Source organism: Pseudomonas sp. NFXW11, from assembly GCF_049887815.1.
Classification (GTDB): Bacteria; Pseudomonadota; Gammaproteobacteria; order Pseudomonadales; family Pseudomonadaceae; genus Aquipseudomonas.
This window is the reverse complement of the sequence record NZ_JAGEKI010000019.1, coordinates 45,505-63,225: the sequence shown is the minus strand read 5'-3', so window position 1 is coordinate 63,225 and position 17,721 is coordinate 45,505. Positions and strand designations below refer to the sequence as shown.

Here is a 17,721-nt window from a genome sequence, read left to right as displayed (position 1 = left end):
TTTAGCCGAGCTTATAGACTGCCCAGCGTCGTTCGCCTTGCTGTATCAGAGCGCCTTTGTCTTTCATGCGCCTAAGTAGCTTTGCCGCCTGATCAGGCGAGAGTCGGCACAGATCCATCACTTCCGCGCGCTGGACCTGCCCATGCTGCTGCACATAGTTCAACACCATCTGTTCATGCTGAATGGTTGTGAAGCCTGCCTGGCGGGTATAGGCAGCCTTGTCGCCCACGGCCTGATACAGGCTGGCCGACAGGGTATAGCTACGTCCTCGGGTGGAGCCATGGGCTTCCATCAAGCCGGCTTCGGTCAGGGCTTCCAGGGTGCGTTTGGCGCTGGTGGCGTCGCGCTGGATAAGCACGGCCAACTCGTCGACCGTGACGCGCTTGCTTTCGCGCAGAGCGGCCAAGGCGATCAGGCTGTCGATGGGCAGCTCGGCGTGGGTGGCGCGTTCGTGTTCGACCACCAGGCGGCGGAAATCTAGGTCGGCCTCGGCGGTGGGCAGGCGCAGTACTACGCTTTGGGCAGTGGTATAGCTGTAATCCGGTGCCGGGCGGCCAAACTTGAGCATACCGCGAAAGATCTTGTCCACGCCGCGGCCGGAGCGTTCAACCACACCGATACGCTTCATGGCATCGGCCAGGGCTGGGTTGCGCGGGCGCGGTTCGGTCACCAGCAGGTTGGCCAGGGTCACGCCATCGACCAGGCCGCCGGGGTTACTGACCACCAAGGCATCGTCTTCAAGGCGTATATGCACTGCGCCGCGACCGTGGTAGTCGCGATGTACCAAGGCATTGGCCACGGCTTCGCGGAAGGCGCCGAGGTCTACTTTGGGCACCGGCACGCGGAACAGGCCGACTTGCAGCTCTTCTTCCGGGTTATAGGGGCGGAAGTTGGTTTCCAACCAGTCCAGTGCCTTGAGTAGCGGGAAACGGCGGAACTCATTGAAGCGGACTGCCTGCTGGGCCAGCACTTGGAAGGCGAGTTCGTGAGTGGGCACCAGTTGCCGTAGTGAGGTTTCCCTACCAATCAGCAAAAGGCCGGTCAGGGTTGGCACGCGCGAGCCATCGGCTTGTCGCGTAGTTAGCAGAAGCGCACCGTCGAGGGTTTCATCGTCCAGTTCCAGCAGCACGCGATCGCCGCCGTACTGCTGCACGGCTTGACGCAGGCGCTCACGCTCCAGCGGGTCGAGGTCGGCCAGGGTGGCACCAACCACGGGTTGGGCCGACACATCGAGTAGGCTAAAGCTGCTTGCGCGGCTGCTGCGCTCATGGGGCAACATCGCCACGCATTCGGGTGTGCCGTCGTGCTTTAAGCGGCGGCGCAGGTAGACGCCGGCAGTGGTCGCCACCTCGCTCTGAGCCTTGGGTACAAGGAGGCGCGCCACAGTCACGCCATCCAGGCTGATCGCCTGGGCTAGCACGTTCAGTGATGGCGAGGTGCGCGCCACCACCATTCCGGACAGACCCTCCAGCAGGCGATGCTCGGGATGCAGGCCGGTGGGCGTGCCATCATCCTCCACGCCCAACCACAGCTCGCCACCCTCGGCGTTGGCCAGGCAGACCAGTGCTTCGATCAATTCCCGATCGGGGAGCTTGCTGCGGTCGCTCTTGAACTCGACAGTGAGGGATTCGCGGAGTGGCAGGTGCTGGGTCATTTCAGATTCCCATCTGTGCAGTCGCGTGCTGTACGGGTTTCAGCAACGGGATCACACGGACGCTGCCTTGCTGCGCAGAATATCGGCAGCCTTGAACAGATGGTGTTCCAGTTGCGGCAGCGTTAGGGGCATTGTGGAATCCCTTGTGGGCACCCAGGGAGCGGATGCCGATTAAATGGCGGTGATTGTATCCCAAGCCAAGCCAGGCGCCGCATCCGCTAAGGAGACGGGGTTGCGATAAGGTCTTTGCGCCATTGAGCCAGACGCTCAAAGGAACTGTTGGTCTAGTCGTTGCCTAGAGTGGGAAAGGGGAGGGCCCGAAGTGTTTGGCCTGATGAGGCCATCACGAAAACTCCCGCCAGAGTCTGTACGCCGTCGAGCTGTGCCTAGGAGGTCGCCATTAAGCTGGCATTGCGGAGCCAAGCCAGCCCACTCAGGCACAAAAAAAGGCACTTGCGATAATCGCCAAGTGCCTTTTTTGTACTGCTTCGTTTGGTGGAGCCGGGGGGATTTGAACCCCCGTCCGCCAGTACTCCGCTGTCGGTACTACATGCTTAGCCGTGTCTATTGAGTTAACCCTCAGCGACCCGACGGGCAGGGTGCTTTGGGCGAGTTGTGTAAGTTTTAGCCGCTTCGTCCACAACGTACTGCACGGCGATTCTGTTCTATATGACAATCATTTTGGGTTTACAGACATCCCCTGATGATTGCTGGACCCGAAGGTACCAGGGGGGAAGGGCTAGCGCCGCTTACGCAGCGAGAGCGTAATCCCCGTAGGTTTCGTCATTGGCAACTATAGGAAGTTGCAACAGTGGATTTACGAGTTCTGTTACCAACTCGGCATGCACCTAAAGTTTCGCAACCGGCGTCGAATCCTAAACGGCCCCGAACCTGTTGTGCATAACCAACAGGTGGGCGGATTCTACGCTAAGCGAGGGCAGAAGGCCAACCCGAAGGTTGGCCGAATGCATCGGCCTACTGATCGCCCTTGGTGTTGTTCTGCAATTGCTGGATGGCTTGGCTGGTGAGCGCGATGCAGTTCTTGGTGCCTTCCTCGGTGCCCCTGGCCTGTTCGGCGGTGGCTTGCTGGACCTTGGCGTCGATACTGCTGCTCAGGTCGGAGCTCATGGCTTCGGTGCTGACCTTGGCATCGCGGATTTTTTGCAGGTTGATCTGGCACAGGTCTTCTTGCCCGGCAGCAAACACCGGGGAGGCCAGCATCGCGGCGGTGATGAAGAGTCCAGCCAGTGCGGAATGCTTCATGGTTATCTCCTTGATCGCAGGGGTTCGGTGCAGCCGCTCGACAGGATGGGCTGCCGAGTGGGGCTAAGCCCTTTTGTGCGGGCCTGGAAAATGGACTCTGGCGGTGCGCCAGGGTTCTGTTTTTTTTGCGATGAAATGCGATAGCGGTTATTGCGTTCGGGCGGGCAGCGAAAGAATGAAGCGTTGGTGGCGGGCTGGTCGGAGCAGGCACCGAGCTTGTGGCGAACTGGGGGTGTTGCCCCAGGTGCGGGGCTGCTATGCAGCCCAGCGGGAGCAAGCTCCCTCGCCACTGGTGTTGCTCGTTTCAGCGCCTGGCAGGCGTCAGCTCAGATGACCTTGGCTCGGGTCACCCGGTCCACCAGGTACACCAGCCCGTGATAGTCGATCCCGCCATGCTGGCTGAGGCCGATTTCACAGGTGCGGCTGGTGGAGATGCCTTCGCAGCAATACTGCACCGCGTCCTTGAGGGTGCGCAGGGAGTGGGCATTGAGCTCCGGGGTGGTGAAGCCCTTGTCGCCGGCGAAACCGCAGCAGTGGATGCCTTCGGGAATCACCACCTGTTTGCTGCAACGCCGGGCCAGGTCGATCAGCGCCTGGCTCTCGCCCAGGTGCTGGGTGCTGCAGGTGACGTGCACCGCAATCGGCGCTTCCTGGGGGGTGAACTCCAGGCGCTCCAGCAGGTGGGTGCGGATAAAGCGCACCGGGTCGTAGAGATCCAGGCGTACGTCGCCCAGGTCCTGCACCAGGCGCAGGGTGCAGGGGCTGGTGTCGCAGTAGATCGGGTCGAGGCCGCCACGGCTGGCGTGGAGCAGGGCGCCGATCAGTTCCTGGCGTTTGTCCTCGGCCTGGGTGGCGTAGCCCTTGGAGGCGAACGGTTGGCCGCAGCAGAGGTTGTCCAGGTTGTCTGGCAGCACCACTTGATAGCCGGCCTTTTCCAGCAGGCCACGGGTTTTCTCGTAGAGCGAACTTTGCTCTTTGTCCCCTGCTGCCGGGCCCATCACCCGGGACACACAGGCCGCCAGATACACCACCCGCGGCCGTGCATCGTTGACGCTCGGGCTGAAGCGGATGGCCTTTTCCGGTTGCGGCATGGCGTTGCTCCACTGCGGCACCCGGCCCTTGGACAGCCGGGTCAGGCTCGCTGACAGCCTGCTCAGCCGCGGAGCCCCCAGCAGCATGCGCGCGCCGTTGGCCACGTGCAGGGTGAAGCGGGCGCCCTGCAAGATGCTGGCGAAGTGCGCGCCGAGCCAGTCGGCAGTGCCGTTGTGGGTGGCGTGTTCACTGCGCAGCTTCTTCACCAGCTCGCCGGTGTTGATCCCCACCGGGCAGCGCTGGGCGCACAGGCCGGTGGCGGCGCAGGTGTCGACGCCCTGGTACTGATAGGCCGCCTCCAACTCCGAGGTGTCGATGCCGGCACGTTTGCGCGCCTGGATATCACGCCAGATGACGATGCGCTGGCGCGGGCTCAGGGTCAGCCCCTTGGATGGACACACCGGTTCGCAGAAACCGCACTCGATGCACTTGTCCACAATCTCGTCGGCCGCCGGCAGCGGCTTGAGATTTTTCAGGTGGATCTGCGGGTCTTCGCTGAGCACCACATCCGGGTTGAGAATGCCGTTGGGGTCCAGCAGGCGCTTGAGCTGCCACATCAGCTGGTAGGCATCGCTGCCCCATTCCAGCTCGACGAAGGGCGCCATATTGCGCCCGGTGCCGTGCTCGGCCTTCAGCGAACCGCCGAATTCCACCGCCACCAGTTGCGCCACGTCGTCCATAAAGGCCTGGTAGCGGTTCACTTCATCGCTGCTGTTGAAGCCCTGGGTGAAGACGAAGTGCAGGTTGCCCTCCAGGGCATGGCCGAACAGGATCGCCTCGTCGTAGCGGTGCTTGTCGAACAGCTCGATCAGGCGATTGACGCCGATGGCCAGCTGTTCCACGGGGAAGGTCACGTCTTCGATAATCACCGTAGTGCCGGTCTTGCGCACCGCGCCCACCGCCGGGAAGGTGTCCTTGCGGATCGCCCAGAGCTTGGCGTTTTCCTGCGGGTCTTCAGTGAAATCCACCTGCTTTTCCACCGGGAAGGCGGCCAGGGCATTCATGATCTGCGCCAGTTGCTCGTGCAGCAGCGACGAGGACGCGGCGCGGGATTCGATCAGCAGCGCGCAGGCGTTGGCCGAGAGTTGCTGGACAAAGGCCGGCATGCCGGGCTTGTCCTGCACCGAGCGCAGGCTGCGGCGGTCCAGCAGTTCTACCGCCGATACTGGCTGGCTCTTGAGCACGGTCACGGCGTTGCAGCAGGTTTCCACATCGGGAAACACGATCAGCGCCGAGGCCTTGTGCGGGTGGTCGATCACCGTGTCGTAGGTCACCGCGCTGATAAAGCCCAGGGTGCCCTCGGAACCCACCAGCAGGTGGCTGAGGATCTGCAGCGGGTCGTCGAAATCCACCAGGGCATTGAGGGACAGGCCGGTGGTGTTTTTCAGGCGGTATTTGTGGCGGATTTTCGCTGCCAGCTCGCTGTTGGCGCGGGTGCTGCGGCCCAGCTCCGCCAGGCGCTCCAGCAGCGGGCCATGGCTCTGGCGAAAGGCGGCGACGCTGGCTTCATCCTCGGTGTCCAGGCGCGTGCCATCGGCCAGTACCAGGCGCAGGCCGGCCAGGGTGTGATAGGTGTTCTGCGCGGTGCCGCAGCACATGCCGCTGGCGTTGTTGGCGACTATGCCGCCGATCTTGCAGGCATTGATCGAGGCCGGGTCGGGGCCGATCTTGCGCCCGAACGGCGCCAGCCAGGCATTGGCCTGGGCGCCGATTACCCCGGGTTGCAGGCGGATCTGCGCGCCCTGCTGGCGAATCTCCCGGCCGTTCCAGTTATCCCCCAGGACGATCAGCACCGAATCGCTGATGGCTTGCCCGGAAAGGCTGGTGCCGGCGGCGCGGAAGGTCACCGGCACCCGGTCGCGCTGGGCCAGCTGGAGCAGGGCCACCACTTCATCTTCGGATTCGACGCGGATCACCAGTTGCGGAATCAGCCGGTAGAAGCTGGCGTCGGTGCCGAAGGCCAGGGTCGAGAGCGGGTCGTCGAAGCGCCGCTCCTGGGGGATCAGTTGCTGGGCGTCACGCAGAAAAGTGGCCGGTAGGCTCATTGGTCCTCCAGGATCAGCACCACCAGGTCTTTCGGGCCGTGGGCGCCGTAGGCCAGGACTTGCTCGATATCAGCGGTCTTCGACGGGCCGGACACCAGCAGCGCATTGGTCGGCATGCCGGCGGCCCAGTTCATCTGTTGCTGCACCTGATAGAAGTTGTCGCGGATTTCGCTGGCCTTGAGCAGGGCGAAATGCACCGGCGGCACCAGGCTCATCAGTCGTGGTTCCTCCCGGGTCGGCCACATGATCAGGCTGCCGGTGGCGGCAATGGCGCCCAGGGTGCCGGTGAGGCTGGCCGGGGTGTCGTTGAACAGTTCGGCTTTCCATTCTTCCACCGGGCGGTCGTAGGCCTTGAGCGCCGGCAGCCCGGGATGCTCGGCCCAGTGCTGGGTAATGCGCTGGCCGTGGGGCGTGCTCGGGGCGATCAGCAGGCTGGGCAATTGGCGATCAGTGAGCAATTGCGCCAGCAGGTCTGGCCAGGCGGCATCTGTAGTCAGGTGGATCTCGGTGTGCACCGCTTCCATCAGCTTGCGCAACTGCGGGATGCGTTGTTCTGCGCTGTAGCTATAGGGCTCGGTCACCAGCGCTTCGTCGAAGTTATCCACAATGGGCGTGGTGCCGGCGAGGCTGTTGCGCAGCTTGGCGAGGATATTGTGTTTGGCGCTCATCAGCGGTCTCCCTGCTTGGCCAGGTGCTCACGGGCCAGGTCGTGCAGCGACCGGGCGGCGGGTTTTGGCGCGCTGTGGTTTTGCGTCCAGGGGCCGACCTTGCTCGGGGTGAGGGCACGCAGCCGGGTGGCGGCCAGGGTGAACAGGCGATACAGGGTCGGCGAGCTGTTGAGGCGGGCCCAGGCGTTCCAGATCAAGCGCTCCTTGCGCGAGTACTTGCTGCCCTGGCCGCGCATCACCTGATGGGGGCTGTCCGGGGCCTTGACGTTCTCTTCCCGCAGGCGCCGCAGCAACGCCGGGATTGGAATCTTCACCGGGCAGACTTCACCACAGGCACCACACAGCGACGAGGCGCTGGGGTGATCCGGCACCTTGGCCAGGCCCACCATGTGCGGGGTGATGATCTTGCCAATCGGCCCCGGGTACACCTCGCCATAGGTGTGGCCGCCGACCCGGGTGTACACCGGGCAGTGGTTCATGCAGGCGCCGCAGCGAATGCAGTTCAGGGTCTGGCGCAGTTCGCTGTCGGCAAAGGCCTGGCTGCGGCCATTGTCCAGCAGCACCAGGTGCACTTCTTGGGGGCCGTCCAGCTCATGTGCCTGGCGCGGGGCGGAGATCATGTTGACGTAGGTGGTGATGGGCTGGCCGAGGGCCGAACGGGTCAGCAGCGACAGCAGCGGCACCACGTCCCGCAGGTTTTCCACAACCTTTTCGATGCCGGTGACGGCGATATGCACCGGCGGCACTGTGGTGGACATGCGCCCGTTGCCTTCGTTTTCCACCAGCAGCAGGGTGCCGGTCTCGGCCACGGCGAAGTTGACGCCGGAGACGCCGATATCGGCTTCGAAGAATTTCTGCCGCAAGACCTTGCGACCGATCTGAATGAGTTGGTCAACGTCCTTGGTGTACTCCACGCCGAGTTTGTCGTGGAACAAGGACGCGACCTGACCGGCATTCTTGTGGATCGCCGGCATAATGATGTGTGAAGGCTTCTCATGGTCGAGCTGGACGATGAACTCGCCCATGTCCGACTCAAGGCATTCAATGCCTTGTTCAGCGAGGACATGGTTCATTTCCATCTCTTCGCTGACCATCGATTTGCCCTTGATCACTTGCCGCGCCTCGTGAGCGCGGATGATCGAAAGAACGATGCCATTGGCCTCGTCCACCGTTTCCGCCCAGTGCACTGTCACACCGTTGCGGGTCAGGTTCTGTTCCAGGCGCTCGAGCAAGTCGGGCAGCTTGGACAGCGCCCGGGCGCGAATCGCATTGCCCAGGGCGCGTAGATGTTCTCTTTCGTGGGCATCGCTGAACGAGGCCGCACGTTTGGCCATGAGTGAATCCATGGCGCTGCGAAAGTTGTTTCGCAGTTGTTGGTCGCCCAGGGCCTGGTGGGCCCGGGTGCGAAAATCGTCCGCCACCGTGGTGGTCGGAATCAGCTCCGGAGTGCTCATCGGGCACCTCCGGTACGTTGCCAGAGGAAGCTCGCCAGGTGCTGGCCGCGCAATGCCTCTTGCTGTTTCTCCAGGGCGCCGTTGATGTTCATCAGGCAGCCGCAGTCGGCGCTCAATACCTGGTGCGCGCCGGATTCCTTCAGCGCGCGGGTCTTGTCCGCCACCATGGCGCCGGAGATGTCCGGCATACGGACGCTGAAAGTCCCGCCAAAGCCACAGCATTCGCTTTCGTGGCTGTGTTCTACCCGTTCCACGTTGCTCAGCTGTGACAACAACTCACGGCCGTGCAGGTGGGTGTTCATTTCCCGGCGTGCCGAGCAGGAAGTGTGCAGCGCCACCTTGACCGGGGCACCGCTGTCCTTGAACTGCACCTTGCACACATGCAGCAGGAACTCCGCCAGCTCGTAGGTGCGGGCGGCCAGGGCCTGCACCTGTTGCAGCGTTTCGGGCTCGTCCTTGAACAAGTCCGCGTAGTGCTCGCGGAGCATGCCCGCGCAGGAGCCCGAAGGCACCACCACCGGGTAGTCGCCGGCAAACAGCGCCAGTTGCGAGCGGGCCACGGTGCGCGCCTGCTCGGTGTAACCCGAGGTGTAGGCCGGTTGTCCGCAGCAGCTTTGCCCTTGCGGGTAGTCCACGCGAATGCCTTCGCGCTCCAGCAGGTGAATCGCGTCCATCCCGGCTTCGGGATAGAACAGGTCGACCACGCAGGTGCCGAACAGGTAGACCCGCGACGGTTTCGCGCTGGGGTACTGCCGGGGTTCGGCCAGCGGCGGTGCGACACGGGTCGCATTGGGCACGGCGTTGTAGAAAAGCTCGCTCATCAGGCGTGTCTCCGGGTGGTCCCGGTTATTCGTCCGTCGCGGCGGCTGAAAGATAAACCAGCAAGCTTTCAGCAGCCTTGCAGACCGGGTGGTGAATGATTGACGCCGGAGGTCGGTCCGGCGTCGGTTGTTGCCGTGTTGCTTAGTGCACCAGCATGCCGGTGAACCAGTAGGCCTGGGCCAGGGTGATCAGACCGACAATAGTGGCAAAGAACAGACTGTGCTTGAGGGTGAAGCGGAACAGGTCCGATTCCTTGCCCACCAGGCCGGTGGCGGCGCAGGCCACGGCGATCGATTGTGGCGAGATCATCTTGCCGGTCACGCCGCCGCTGGTGTTGGCCGCTACCAGCAGGGTGTCGTTGACCCCGATCTGATGCGCGGTGGTGGCCTGCAGCGAACTGAACAAGGCGTTGGACGAGGTATCGGAACCGGTGAGGAACACCCCGAGCCAGCCCAGGAGCGGCGAGAAGAACGGGAACGCGGCGCCGGTGGCCGCCAATACCAGGGCCATGGTCGAGGACATGCCCGAGTAGTTGGTGACGAAGGCGAACGCCAGCACCATGCCGATGGACAGGATCGGCCAGCGCAGCTCGTAGAAGGTCTCCTTCAAAGTGGTAAGACCAGTTTTGACATTGATTTTCAGCACCAGCATGGAGATCAGCGCAGAGAAGAAGATCGCCGTGCCGGTGGCCGAGATCGGGTCGAGCTTGAACACCGCTGGAATGGCGGTCGGCGTGGTCACGATTGGCGCCATCTTGATCACCATCTGATCCAGATGGGGGATGGCGAAGTTGAACACCCAGGCGTACATCGAACCGCCGGCGGCGAACATCGCCTTGAACGGCTTGAGGGTCCAGATGGTCACCAGCACGGTGAGGATCAGGAACGGCGACCAGGCCTTGAAGATCTGCCCCAGGCTGTAGGGCGAGGCCACGGTGCTGCGTGGCTGGCCGAAGCCGCCGACGCTGGCGGTGATGGCTGCGCTGGAGCTGGCACCGGCGATCTGCGCACCGGCTGTGCGCTTGGGCTGCCAGATCTTCAGGAACAGGGTCAGGGAGATCAGGCTGGCCAGGGCCGAGGTGATGTCCGGCAGCTCCGGGCCGATGAAGTTCGAAGTGAAATACTGGGTCACGGCAAAGCTCAGGCCGGCCACCAGGGCGGCGGGCCAGGTTTCCTTGACGCCGCGCAGGCCGTCCATCATGAACACCAGCCAGAACGGCACGAACAGCGACAGCAGCGGCAGCTGGCGGCCGGTCATGGCGCCAATCTTGAAGGCGTCGATGCCGGTCACTTGCCCGGCGACGATGATCGGAATGCCCAGGGCGCCGAAGGCCACGGGTGCGGTGTTGGCGATCAGGCACAGGCCGGCGGCGTACAGCGGGTTGAAGCCCAGGCCTACCAGCAGGGCGGCGGTGATCGCCACTGGGGCACCGAAACCGGCCGCCCCTTCGAGGAAGGCGCCAAAGCAGAAACCGATCAGCAACACCTGCAGGCGCTGGTCGTCGGTGATCGACAGCACCGAGCTGCGGATGATTTCGAACTGGCCGCTTTTCACGGTCAGCTTGTAGAGGAATACGGCGGCGACAATGATCCAGGCGATGGGCCACAGACCGTAGGCAAATCCATAGCCAGCGGCAGCGAAGGCCATGTCGGCGGGCATCTTGAAGGCGAAGATCGCCACCAGGATCGACAAGGCCAGGGTGATACTCCCGGCGACGTGTCCTTTGAGGCGGAACACGGCCAGAGCCAGGAAGAAGAACACGATCGGGATGACAGCGGCGAGGGCGGACAGGCCGAGGCTGCCAAGCGGGCTATAGAGCTGTTGCCAGGTTTGCATAATGGGGTGGCCCCTAATTGTTGTTGGTCAGGCACTGCTAGCGTCTTGGTTAATTGGTAATACCAATTTACAATCGCTGTTGGCTAGGGTAAAAGCCTGGTGCGCAGTGTGTCAATTTGCCGCCCTAAAACTTTTGTCGAATGCGCTACGGGCGGCCCATCTGATCGGTGCAAATGGCCGCGCTCTGATGGGTGTTGATAGGCCGTGAATAGGCCAGAATAGAGCCCCCCGGCGTAGGGTCGGGAGGGGGGAGAGTGAGTGATGGGCTTTGATCAGATACGCCAGCGCCGTTTGTCCGACGATATTGTCGAGCGTCTGGAAGGGATGATTCTCGAGGGCACCTTGAAGGCGGGTGAGCGCCTGCCGGCCGAGCGTGCCTTGGCGGAGCAATTCGGGGTTTCGCGTCCCTCGCTGCGTGAGGCGATCCAGAAGCTCACGGCCAAGGGTTTGCTGATCAGTCGCCAGGGAGGCGGCAATTATGTGGTGGAGTCCCTGGGTTCAACCTTCAGTGATCCGCTTCTGCACCTGCTGGAAAACAACAGCGACGCCCAGCGCGACCTGTTGGAATTTCGCCATACCCTGGAGGCGTCCTGCGCCTATTACGCGGCATTGCGTGCCACCGCGGTGGACCGCGAGCGGCTGACCCTGGCATTCGAGGAGCTGCAGAGTTGCTACACGCGGGCTGACGATGTGAGCCGCAGCGAAGAAGGCGCGGCGGATGCCAATTTCCATCTGGCGATTGCCGAGGCCAGCCATAACGCGGTGCTGCTGCACACCATTCGTGGGCTGTTCGACCTGCTCAAGCGCAATGTGGTGACCAATATCGGCGGCATGTACAAGCAGCGCACTGAAACCCGGGACATGCTGATCGCTCAGCATCGCGATTTGTATCTGGCGATTATCGAGGGGCGCGCGGAGCAGGCGCGGGAGATTTCCAGCCGGCACATTCTCTATGTGCAGGAAGTGCTCGAGGAAGTGCGTCAGGAAGTGCAGCGGGTGGCCCGGGCCGAACGGCGCAAGGGCATCTAATGCAAATCGCCGACCAGCCGGCTCCTACCAGGGTGTCGTAGGAGCCGGCTGACCGGCGAAATAAACCTCAAGGCAGGAAGATCAGTCTTCCTTGCCCTTGGTCCGCACCGCACGCTGCAATTCACGATCGGAATCGCGCTCGCGTTCGGTGTGTCGCTTGTCGTATTCCTTCTTGCCCTTGCCCAGTGCGATTTCGCACTTGACCAGGTGCTTGCTCCAGTAGAGCGAAAGGCAGACGCAGGCGTAACCCTTCTGCTGCACGGCGGCGAACAGCTTCTCCAGCTCGCGCTGGTTGAGCAGCAGCTTGCGGGTGCGCGTCGGGTCGGCAATGACGTGGGTGCTGGCGGTGGTCAGCGGGGTGAAATGGCTGCCGAACAGCCAGGCCTCGCCATCCTTGAGCAGCACGTAACTGTCCACCAGTTGCGCCTTGCCCGCCCGCAGACTCTTTACTTCCCAGCCGGCCAGGACCAGACCAGCCTCGAACCGATGTTCGATGAAGTAATCGTGTCGCGCCTTTTTATTTTGCGCGATGGTCCCTGTTGGGTGTTTCTTCTGTTTAGCCATAGGGGCGGCATTATAGGGAGTTGCAAGCGCGGCCGCTACGGTGATGCAGCGTGCTTGAGCAGGTTGATTGAATCCCGGACAATGCGCGCTCTTTTTTTTCGGTTGGGCGCGTTAACGATGTCGACAGGCAGGGTCTCTGTCCACGGCGGCTGGGCAAGCCGCTGGGTCTTTATACTCGCTGCAACAGGTTCGGCCGTGGGCCTGGGGAGCATCTGGAAGTTCCCCTACATGGTTGGCGTCTATGGTGGTGGTGCCTTCGTCCTGGTGTTTCTGGCGTGCATTGCGCTGATTGGCTTGCCGGTGATGCTGGCGGAAACCCTGATCGGGCGTCGAGCGCGGCAAAGTCCGGCAAATGCCTTGAAGGTTCTGGCCGTTGAAGCCGGGCATTCGGCCAAGTGGTCCTGGGGCGCCTTTGCCGGAATGATCACGGCCTTGCTGATCCTGTCCTTCTATAGCGTGGTGGGCGGCTGGTCCCTGGACTACATCTTCGATATGGGGCGCGGCGACTTCCAGGGTATTTCCGCCAATCAGGTGGCGGGCTACTTTTCTGCGGTGACGGCTGACCCTTGGCGCATGACGCTGTGGCACACGCTGTTCATGCTGTTGTCGGCCTGGGTGATTGCCAGGGGCGTGGTGGCCGGGCTTGAGCGCAGCCTGCGGATCATGATGCCGTTGCTGTTCGTGATGCTGCTGGTGCTGCTGGGTTACAGCATGACCACCGGGCATTTCATGCAGGGTCTGCATTTCATGTTCGACTTCAGCCTGGAGCAGTTGCTCGACGGGCTGCTGCCGGCCATGGGGCATGCGTTCTTTTCCCTGAGCGTGGGTGTCGGTTCGATCATGATTTATGGCGCCTATATGCCCAAGGATGCGTCCCTGTCTGGCACCGTGGTCGGGGTGGCGCTGCTGGATACCTTCGTTTCGTTGCTGGCGGGCATGGCGCTGTTCCCCATTGTGTTCGCCGCAGGGTTGAACCCCAGCGAAGGGCCGGGGCTGATGTTCATCAGCCTGCCGTTCGCCTTTGGTAATGTGGCGTTCGGCCAGCTTATGGGCGTAGTGTTCTTTATCCTGGTGGCGATTGCGGCCTGGAGTTCGGCCATTTCCTTGTTGGAACCCATGGTGGCTTATCTCGTCGAGAGGACTAAAATCCGCCGCGGCTGGGTGACATTCTGGTTGGCGTTCAGTTGCTGGTTCGTGGGGTTGGGAACGGTGTTTTCCTTCAACATCTGGCAGCAGGCCAAGTTTTTCGTGAACGATGGCGGTGCTTTCCATCTCTACCAATGGGGGGCCGCTGGCGGTCTGGACTTCTTTGGTGTGATCGACTTCTTCACCTCGCGGATCATGTTGCCCCTTGGCGGTTTGTGCTTCGTGGTATTTGCCGGTTGGGTGATGGGACGTGAGGCGGTTCGTGACGAGCTGTCGCTGCGCAGTCCGCTGCTGTTCAGCCTGGCCTTGTTCTTGATGCGCTATGTGGCGCCCATCGGCATTCTTGTGGTGTTTGCCGCCCAGTTGTGGAAATGAAGCTCAGATGACGACCCATATTCAACGTTCGGCCCTGCTGCCTTATCCGGCGCAGTTTCTTTATGACCTGGTCAATGATGTGGCCCGCTACCCGGAATTTCTCCCCTGGTGCTCGGCCAGCGAAGTTTTGGAAAGCAGCGATGTGCGGATGCGCGCTAGCCTGGCGGTGGCCAAGGGCGGCATGAGCCAGCGTTTCGTCACCTGCAATAGCCTGGTGCCGGGGCAGTCGATCGAGATGAACCTGGAAGAGGGGCCGTTCGCTCAGCTGCATGGCGTGTGGGTGTTCAAGCCGCTGGGAGAGAAGGCCTGCAAGATCAGCCTCGATCTGTCCTTCGATTATGCCGGGCCCCTGGTGCGGGCCACCTTGGGGCCGCTGTTCAACCAGGCGGCCAACACCCTGGTGGATGCATTCTGCCAGCGGGCCAAGCAACTGCATGGCTGAGTCGATGATTGCGATCGAGGTGGCCTACGCTGGCGTCGACCGCCAGTTGCTGGTCAGCCTGGAGGTGCCTCAGGGCACGACTCTGCGCGCGGCGCTGCAGGCTTGTGTCATGGGCGAGCAATTTGCCGAGCTGGATTTGGCGAGCTGTCCGGTGGGCATCTTCGGCAAGCAGGTCACGGCTCCCGAGTCGCGTGTGCTTGAGGCGGGGGATCGGATCGAGATCTACCGGCCGCTGCTGGCGGATCCGAAGGAAGTGCGGCGCTTGCGGGCGGCCAAGGCGGCCGAGGCTCGTAAGCGCGAGCAATGATGGCTTGCAGCAGGCAATAAAAAGCCCGGAAATGTCCGGGCTTTTTTCGCCGCCGATTATTGCGGCGAGGTGTCCAGGGGCTCTGGAGTGGGTACGGGTACGGTCTTGACCCCGTCCACGTCCTTCTGGATCTGGTCCAGCAGCGAACCTGGCTTGACCGGCTTCTCGGCCTTGGGCTTCTCGACGTTCTCGGCTGGCGCAGTAACGGTGTTGCCGCTTTCCTTGCCCAGCAGGGCTTCGTCGCGGCTCACGCCTGGCATGAAATCGCCGGCGAGGCTGACCAGTTGGTCGTTGCCGTTGAAGATCAGGCTGACGCGTTCCTGTTGGCGCTCACCGCCACCAGGTTGCAGGCTGTAGAGATAATCCCAGCGATTGGCATGGAATGTGTCGGTCAACAGGGGGTTGCCCATGATAAACCGTACTTGCCGTCGGGTCATTCCCGGGCGCAACTGGTCTATCATGTCCTGCGTCACGACATTGCCCTGCTGGATGTCGATTTTGTAAACCCCGGGGAATGAACAACCGGCGAGTGCGAGCAGTCCCACGAAGGTGAAACTGGTTAGCAAGAGCTTGGTGTTTTGCATCGGTGGGCGACTTCCACTATCTTGGCTGGGACAACGTAAACCCCGATCATACCCGCATTAAGAGAAGCTGCGAAGCAGCATCGGCGAGAAAGCTGACCATGGTTGAAAATAGCGAACTACGTAAAGCCGGCCTTAAAGTGACTCTGCCACGGGTCAAAATTCTGCAAATGCTCGATTCCACCGAGCAGCGGCACATGAGCGCTGAAGATGTCTACAAGGCGCTGATGGAAGCGGGCGAAGATGTGGGCCTGGCCACGGTTTACCGTGTACTGACTCAATTCGAGGCCGCCGGGTTGGTGGTGCGGCATAACTTTGATGGCGGTCACGCTGTATTCGAGTTGGCGGATGGCGGTCACCACGACCATATGGTCAACGTGGAGTCTGGCGAAGTGATCGAGTTCTTCGACGAAGAAATCGAAAAGCTTCAGAAGGCGATTGTCGAAAAGCACGGTTTCGAGTTGGTGGATCACAATCTTGTGCTGTATGTGCGCCACAAGAAAAAGTAAGCCCCTCACGCGACCTTCGAGGTCGTGAAACGATCGAAGGCGACCTCAGGGTCGCCTTCGTGCTTTGTGCCTATATAAAGAAGCGTTGATGGCTTCAGGCCTTGGTGGTCACCACCATCTTCTTGGCGTGGGCCAGGGATTCCTTGGTCAGATCGATGCCGCCCAGCATCCGGGCAATTTCCTCGACTCTTTCGTTCTTGCCCAGTTTGGATACGGCGGTGTGGGTTGCGTTGCTGCCGCGGACCTTGTGCACAAATAGATGCTGATGCCCCTGGGCGGCAACCTGCGGCAGGTGAGTGACGGTCAACACCTGGCCACGTTCCCCAAGGCGACGCAGCAACTGGCCGACGATCTCGGCCGTCGGGCCGCCGATGCCCACGTCGACTTCGTCGAATACCAGGGTCGGCACTCGCGAGGTCTGGGCGGTGATGACCTGGATCGCCAGGCTGATACGTGACAGCTCACCTCCGGAGGCAACCTTGGCCAGTGCCTTGAGGGGTTGCCCCGGGTTGGCGCTGACCAGCAATTCGACCTGCTCCAGGCCCTGGGGCTGCAGCTCGTCATTGCTGTTGGCGCGCAACTCGATGGTGAAGCGGCCGCCAGGCATGCCCAGGCGCTGGATTTCAAGCTCCACAGCGCTGGCCAGGCTGGTTGCCGCCTGATGGCGCAGCTGACTCAGTTCCTGGGCCTTCTCGTGATAATGCCGGGCAAACGACTGCAGCTCTTCACCGAGTCGCTCGATGGATTCGTCGTTGGCGTCCAGGGTTTCTATCTCGTCCAGCAGGGTCTGCTGCATGGCGGCCAGTTCGAATGGCTGGATGCGATGCTTGCGCGCCAGGGTGTAGATGGAGTCCAGGCGTTCTTCGAGTTGTTGCAGGCGTGCCGGGTCTGCATCGAAGTGATCGAGGAAGCGATTCAGCTCGCCAACGGCTTCTTCCACCTGGATCTGCGCGCTGGCCAGCAGGTTGGTGGCTTCGCCCAGCGAGCCAGACGCATTGCCAATGCTCGACAGGCGGTTGAGGCTGACGGTCAGGGCGTTGAGCACGTTGCCGGAATCGCTTTCGCTGCATTGCTCCACCACCTGGCGGCAGATGCCCAGCAAGGCTTCGGCGTTGGTCAGGTTCTTGTGTTCCTGCTCCAGCTCTTCGAGTTCGTTTTCGCCGAGCCCGAGGTTTTCCAGTTCTTCGAGCTGGTAGCTGAGCAGTTGGTGGCGGGCCCGTTGTTCGTCGCCGGAGTTGGACAGGCGCTCCAGCTCCTGGCGGGTCTGGCGCCAGCGCTGGGCGGCCAGCTGTACCTGGCGAGCCAGGTCGGTGGCGCCGGCATATTCGTCCAGCAGGCGGCGGTGGGTATCGGTTTTCAGCAGTGACTGATGCTCGTGCTGGCTGTGGATATCGATCAGCAGTTCGCCCAGGGCCTTGAGGTCGCCAAGGGGGCAGGGCGTGCCGTTGATATAGCCGCGGGAGCGCCCTTCGGTGGTGATGACTCGGCGCAGGATGCACGGGCCGTCGTTGTCCAGGTCGCGCTCGGCCAGCCAGGTGCGGGCCTCGGGAATGTCCGCCAGGTCGAAGGTGGCCAGGATATCGGCCTTGTCGGCGCCGGGTCGTACCACGCCACTGTCGGCGCGATCGCCCAGGGTCAGGCCGAGGGCGTCGAGCATGATCGACTTGCCGGCGCCGGTTTCGCCGGTGATCACGCTCATCCCGCGGTCCAGTTCCAGGTCCAGGTGTTCGACGATGGCGTAATTGTGTACGGACAGGTGCACCAGCATTAAGGCCGCTCCCAAACTAGATGTCTGGTTATTTATACAGTGTTTTGTTTCTGGCTGACAATATTTTCCCTTAGCTCGATTCGCTTGCTCTTGAGGGCTTTTTAGCGCGTTCGGGAATCAGTTTGGGCTGGTTTTCCAGGGTGGAATGACTTTTGCGGTGGTGACG

Annotated in this window: 15 protein-coding genes and 1 other RNA gene; 5 read left to right on the top strand and 11 right to left on the bottom strand. The window is 62.1% G+C overall.

What is annotated here, in order from left to right; translation table 11 throughout:
• Nucleotide 1 precedes the first annotated feature (1 nt).
• The 8 genes from J4P02_RS24950 to J4P02_RS24915 all read right to left on the bottom strand — a co-directional run bounded on the left by J4P02_RS24950 (nucleotide 2) and on the right by J4P02_RS24915 (nucleotide 10,834).
• Nucleotides 2–1,654: an ATP-binding protein gene (locus tag J4P02_RS24950; RefSeq protein ID WP_426195301.1), complete on the bottom strand. Its 1,653-nt coding sequence runs from the start codon at nucleotides 1,652–1,654 to the stop codon at nucleotides 2–4.
• A 493-nt stretch (nucleotides 1,655–2,147) separates the two neighbouring features.
• Nucleotides 2,148–2,541, bottom strand: a transfer-messenger RNA (tmRNA) gene (gene ssrA / locus J4P02_RS24945).
• An 88-nt stretch (nucleotides 2,542–2,629) separates the two neighbouring features.
• Nucleotides 2,630–2,917 carry a hypothetical protein gene (locus J4P02_RS24940; RefSeq protein ID WP_426195299.1) on the bottom strand — a complete coding sequence of 96 codons (288 nt, stop codon included), beginning with the start codon at nucleotides 2,915–2,917 and terminating at the stop codon, nucleotides 2,630–2,632.
• Between the two features lie 326 nt (nucleotides 2,918–3,243).
• Nucleotides 3,244–6,054, bottom strand: coding sequence for an FAD-binding and (Fe-S)-binding domain-containing protein (locus tag J4P02_RS24935; RefSeq protein WP_426195297.1), 2,811 nt, complete (start codon nucleotides 6,052–6,054; stop codon nucleotides 3,244–3,246).
• Nucleotides 6,051–6,722 carry a LutC/YkgG family protein gene (locus tag J4P02_RS24930; protein ID WP_426195294.1) on the bottom strand — a complete coding sequence of 224 codons (672 nt, stop codon included), beginning with the start codon at nucleotides 6,720–6,722 and terminating at the stop codon, nucleotides 6,051–6,053. The genes J4P02_RS24935 and J4P02_RS24930 overlap by 4 nt, the downstream gene beginning before the upstream one ends.
• Nucleotides 6,722–8,176: a LutB/LldF family L-lactate oxidation iron-sulfur protein gene (locus J4P02_RS24925; protein ID WP_426195292.1), complete on the bottom strand. Its 1,455-nt coding sequence runs from the start codon at nucleotides 8,174–8,176 to the stop codon at nucleotides 6,722–6,724. The genes J4P02_RS24930 and J4P02_RS24925 overlap by 1 nt, the downstream gene beginning before the upstream one ends.
• Nucleotides 8,173–8,997 (bottom strand): (Fe-S)-binding protein, encoded by an 825-nt coding sequence (locus tag J4P02_RS24920; RefSeq protein WP_426195290.1) that lies wholly within the window; start codon nucleotides 8,995–8,997, stop codon nucleotides 8,173–8,175. Before J4P02_RS24920 ends, J4P02_RS24925 begins: the two co-directional genes overlap by 4 nt.
• Nucleotides 8,998–9,139: 142 nt before the next feature.
• Nucleotides 9,140–10,834 (bottom strand): lactate permease LctP family transporter, encoded by a 1,695-nt coding sequence (locus J4P02_RS24915; protein WP_426195288.1) that lies wholly within the window; start codon nucleotides 10,832–10,834, stop codon nucleotides 9,140–9,142.
• 261 nt (nucleotides 10,835–11,095) lie between these two features.
• On the opposite strand from J4P02_RS24915, the gene J4P02_RS24910 reads away from it, so the two are divergent.
• Entirely contained in the window at nucleotides 11,096–11,863 is a 768-nt protein-coding gene (locus tag J4P02_RS24910; RefSeq protein ID WP_426195286.1) for a GntR family transcriptional regulator, read from the top strand.
• A gap of 81 nt (nucleotides 11,864–11,944) precedes the next feature.
• Here J4P02_RS24910 and smpB read toward each other — a convergent pair whose 3' ends face one another.
• Nucleotides 11,945–12,427 (bottom strand): SsrA-binding protein SmpB, encoded by a 483-nt coding sequence (gene smpB, locus J4P02_RS24905; RefSeq protein ID WP_022642145.1) that lies wholly within the window; start codon nucleotides 12,425–12,427, stop codon nucleotides 11,945–11,947.
• A 117-nt stretch (nucleotides 12,428–12,544) separates the two neighbouring features.
• Between smpB and J4P02_RS24900 the strand changes: the two genes are divergently transcribed.
• The 3 genes from J4P02_RS24900 to J4P02_RS24890 are packed head-to-tail and all read left to right on the top strand — an operon-like array spanning nucleotide 12,545 to nucleotide 14,697.
• Nucleotides 12,545–13,948 (top strand): sodium-dependent transporter, encoded by a 1,404-nt coding sequence (locus tag J4P02_RS24900; protein ID WP_426195423.1) that lies wholly within the window; start codon nucleotides 12,545–12,547, stop codon nucleotides 13,946–13,948.
• Nucleotides 13,949–13,955: 7 nt separating this feature from the next.
• Nucleotides 13,956–14,390 carry a type II toxin-antitoxin system RatA family toxin gene (locus tag J4P02_RS24895; RefSeq protein ID WP_426195284.1) on the top strand — a complete coding sequence of 145 codons (435 nt, stop codon included), beginning with the start codon at nucleotides 13,956–13,958 and terminating at the stop codon, nucleotides 14,388–14,390.
• Nucleotides 14,383–14,697, top strand: a complete 315-nt coding sequence (locus J4P02_RS24890) for an RnfH family protein (RefSeq protein WP_426195282.1) — start codon at nucleotides 14,383–14,385, stop codon at nucleotides 14,695–14,697. The genes J4P02_RS24895 and J4P02_RS24890 overlap by 8 nt, the downstream gene beginning before the upstream one ends.
• Before the next feature lie 56 nt (nucleotides 14,698–14,753).
• On the opposite strand, the gene J4P02_RS24885 is transcribed toward J4P02_RS24890, so the two are convergent.
• Entirely contained in the window at nucleotides 14,754–15,281 is a 528-nt protein-coding gene (locus tag J4P02_RS24885) for an outer membrane protein assembly factor BamE (RefSeq protein ID WP_426195280.1), read from the bottom strand.
• A 98-nt stretch (nucleotides 15,282–15,379) separates the two neighbouring features.
• Between J4P02_RS24885 and fur the strand changes: the two genes are divergently transcribed.
• Nucleotides 15,380–15,787 (top strand): ferric iron uptake transcriptional regulator, encoded by a 408-nt coding sequence (gene fur / locus J4P02_RS24880; RefSeq protein ID WP_426195421.1) that lies wholly within the window; start codon nucleotides 15,380–15,382, stop codon nucleotides 15,785–15,787.
• Between the two features lie 94 nt (nucleotides 15,788–15,881).
• Here fur and recN read toward each other — a convergent pair whose 3' ends face one another.
• On the bottom strand, nucleotides 15,882–17,555 hold the full coding sequence (recN, locus tag J4P02_RS24875; protein WP_426195278.1) for a DNA repair protein RecN: 1,674 nt from the start codon (nucleotides 17,553–17,555) through the stop codon (nucleotides 15,882–15,884).
• Between the last annotated feature and the right edge of the window lie 166 nt (nucleotides 17,556–17,721).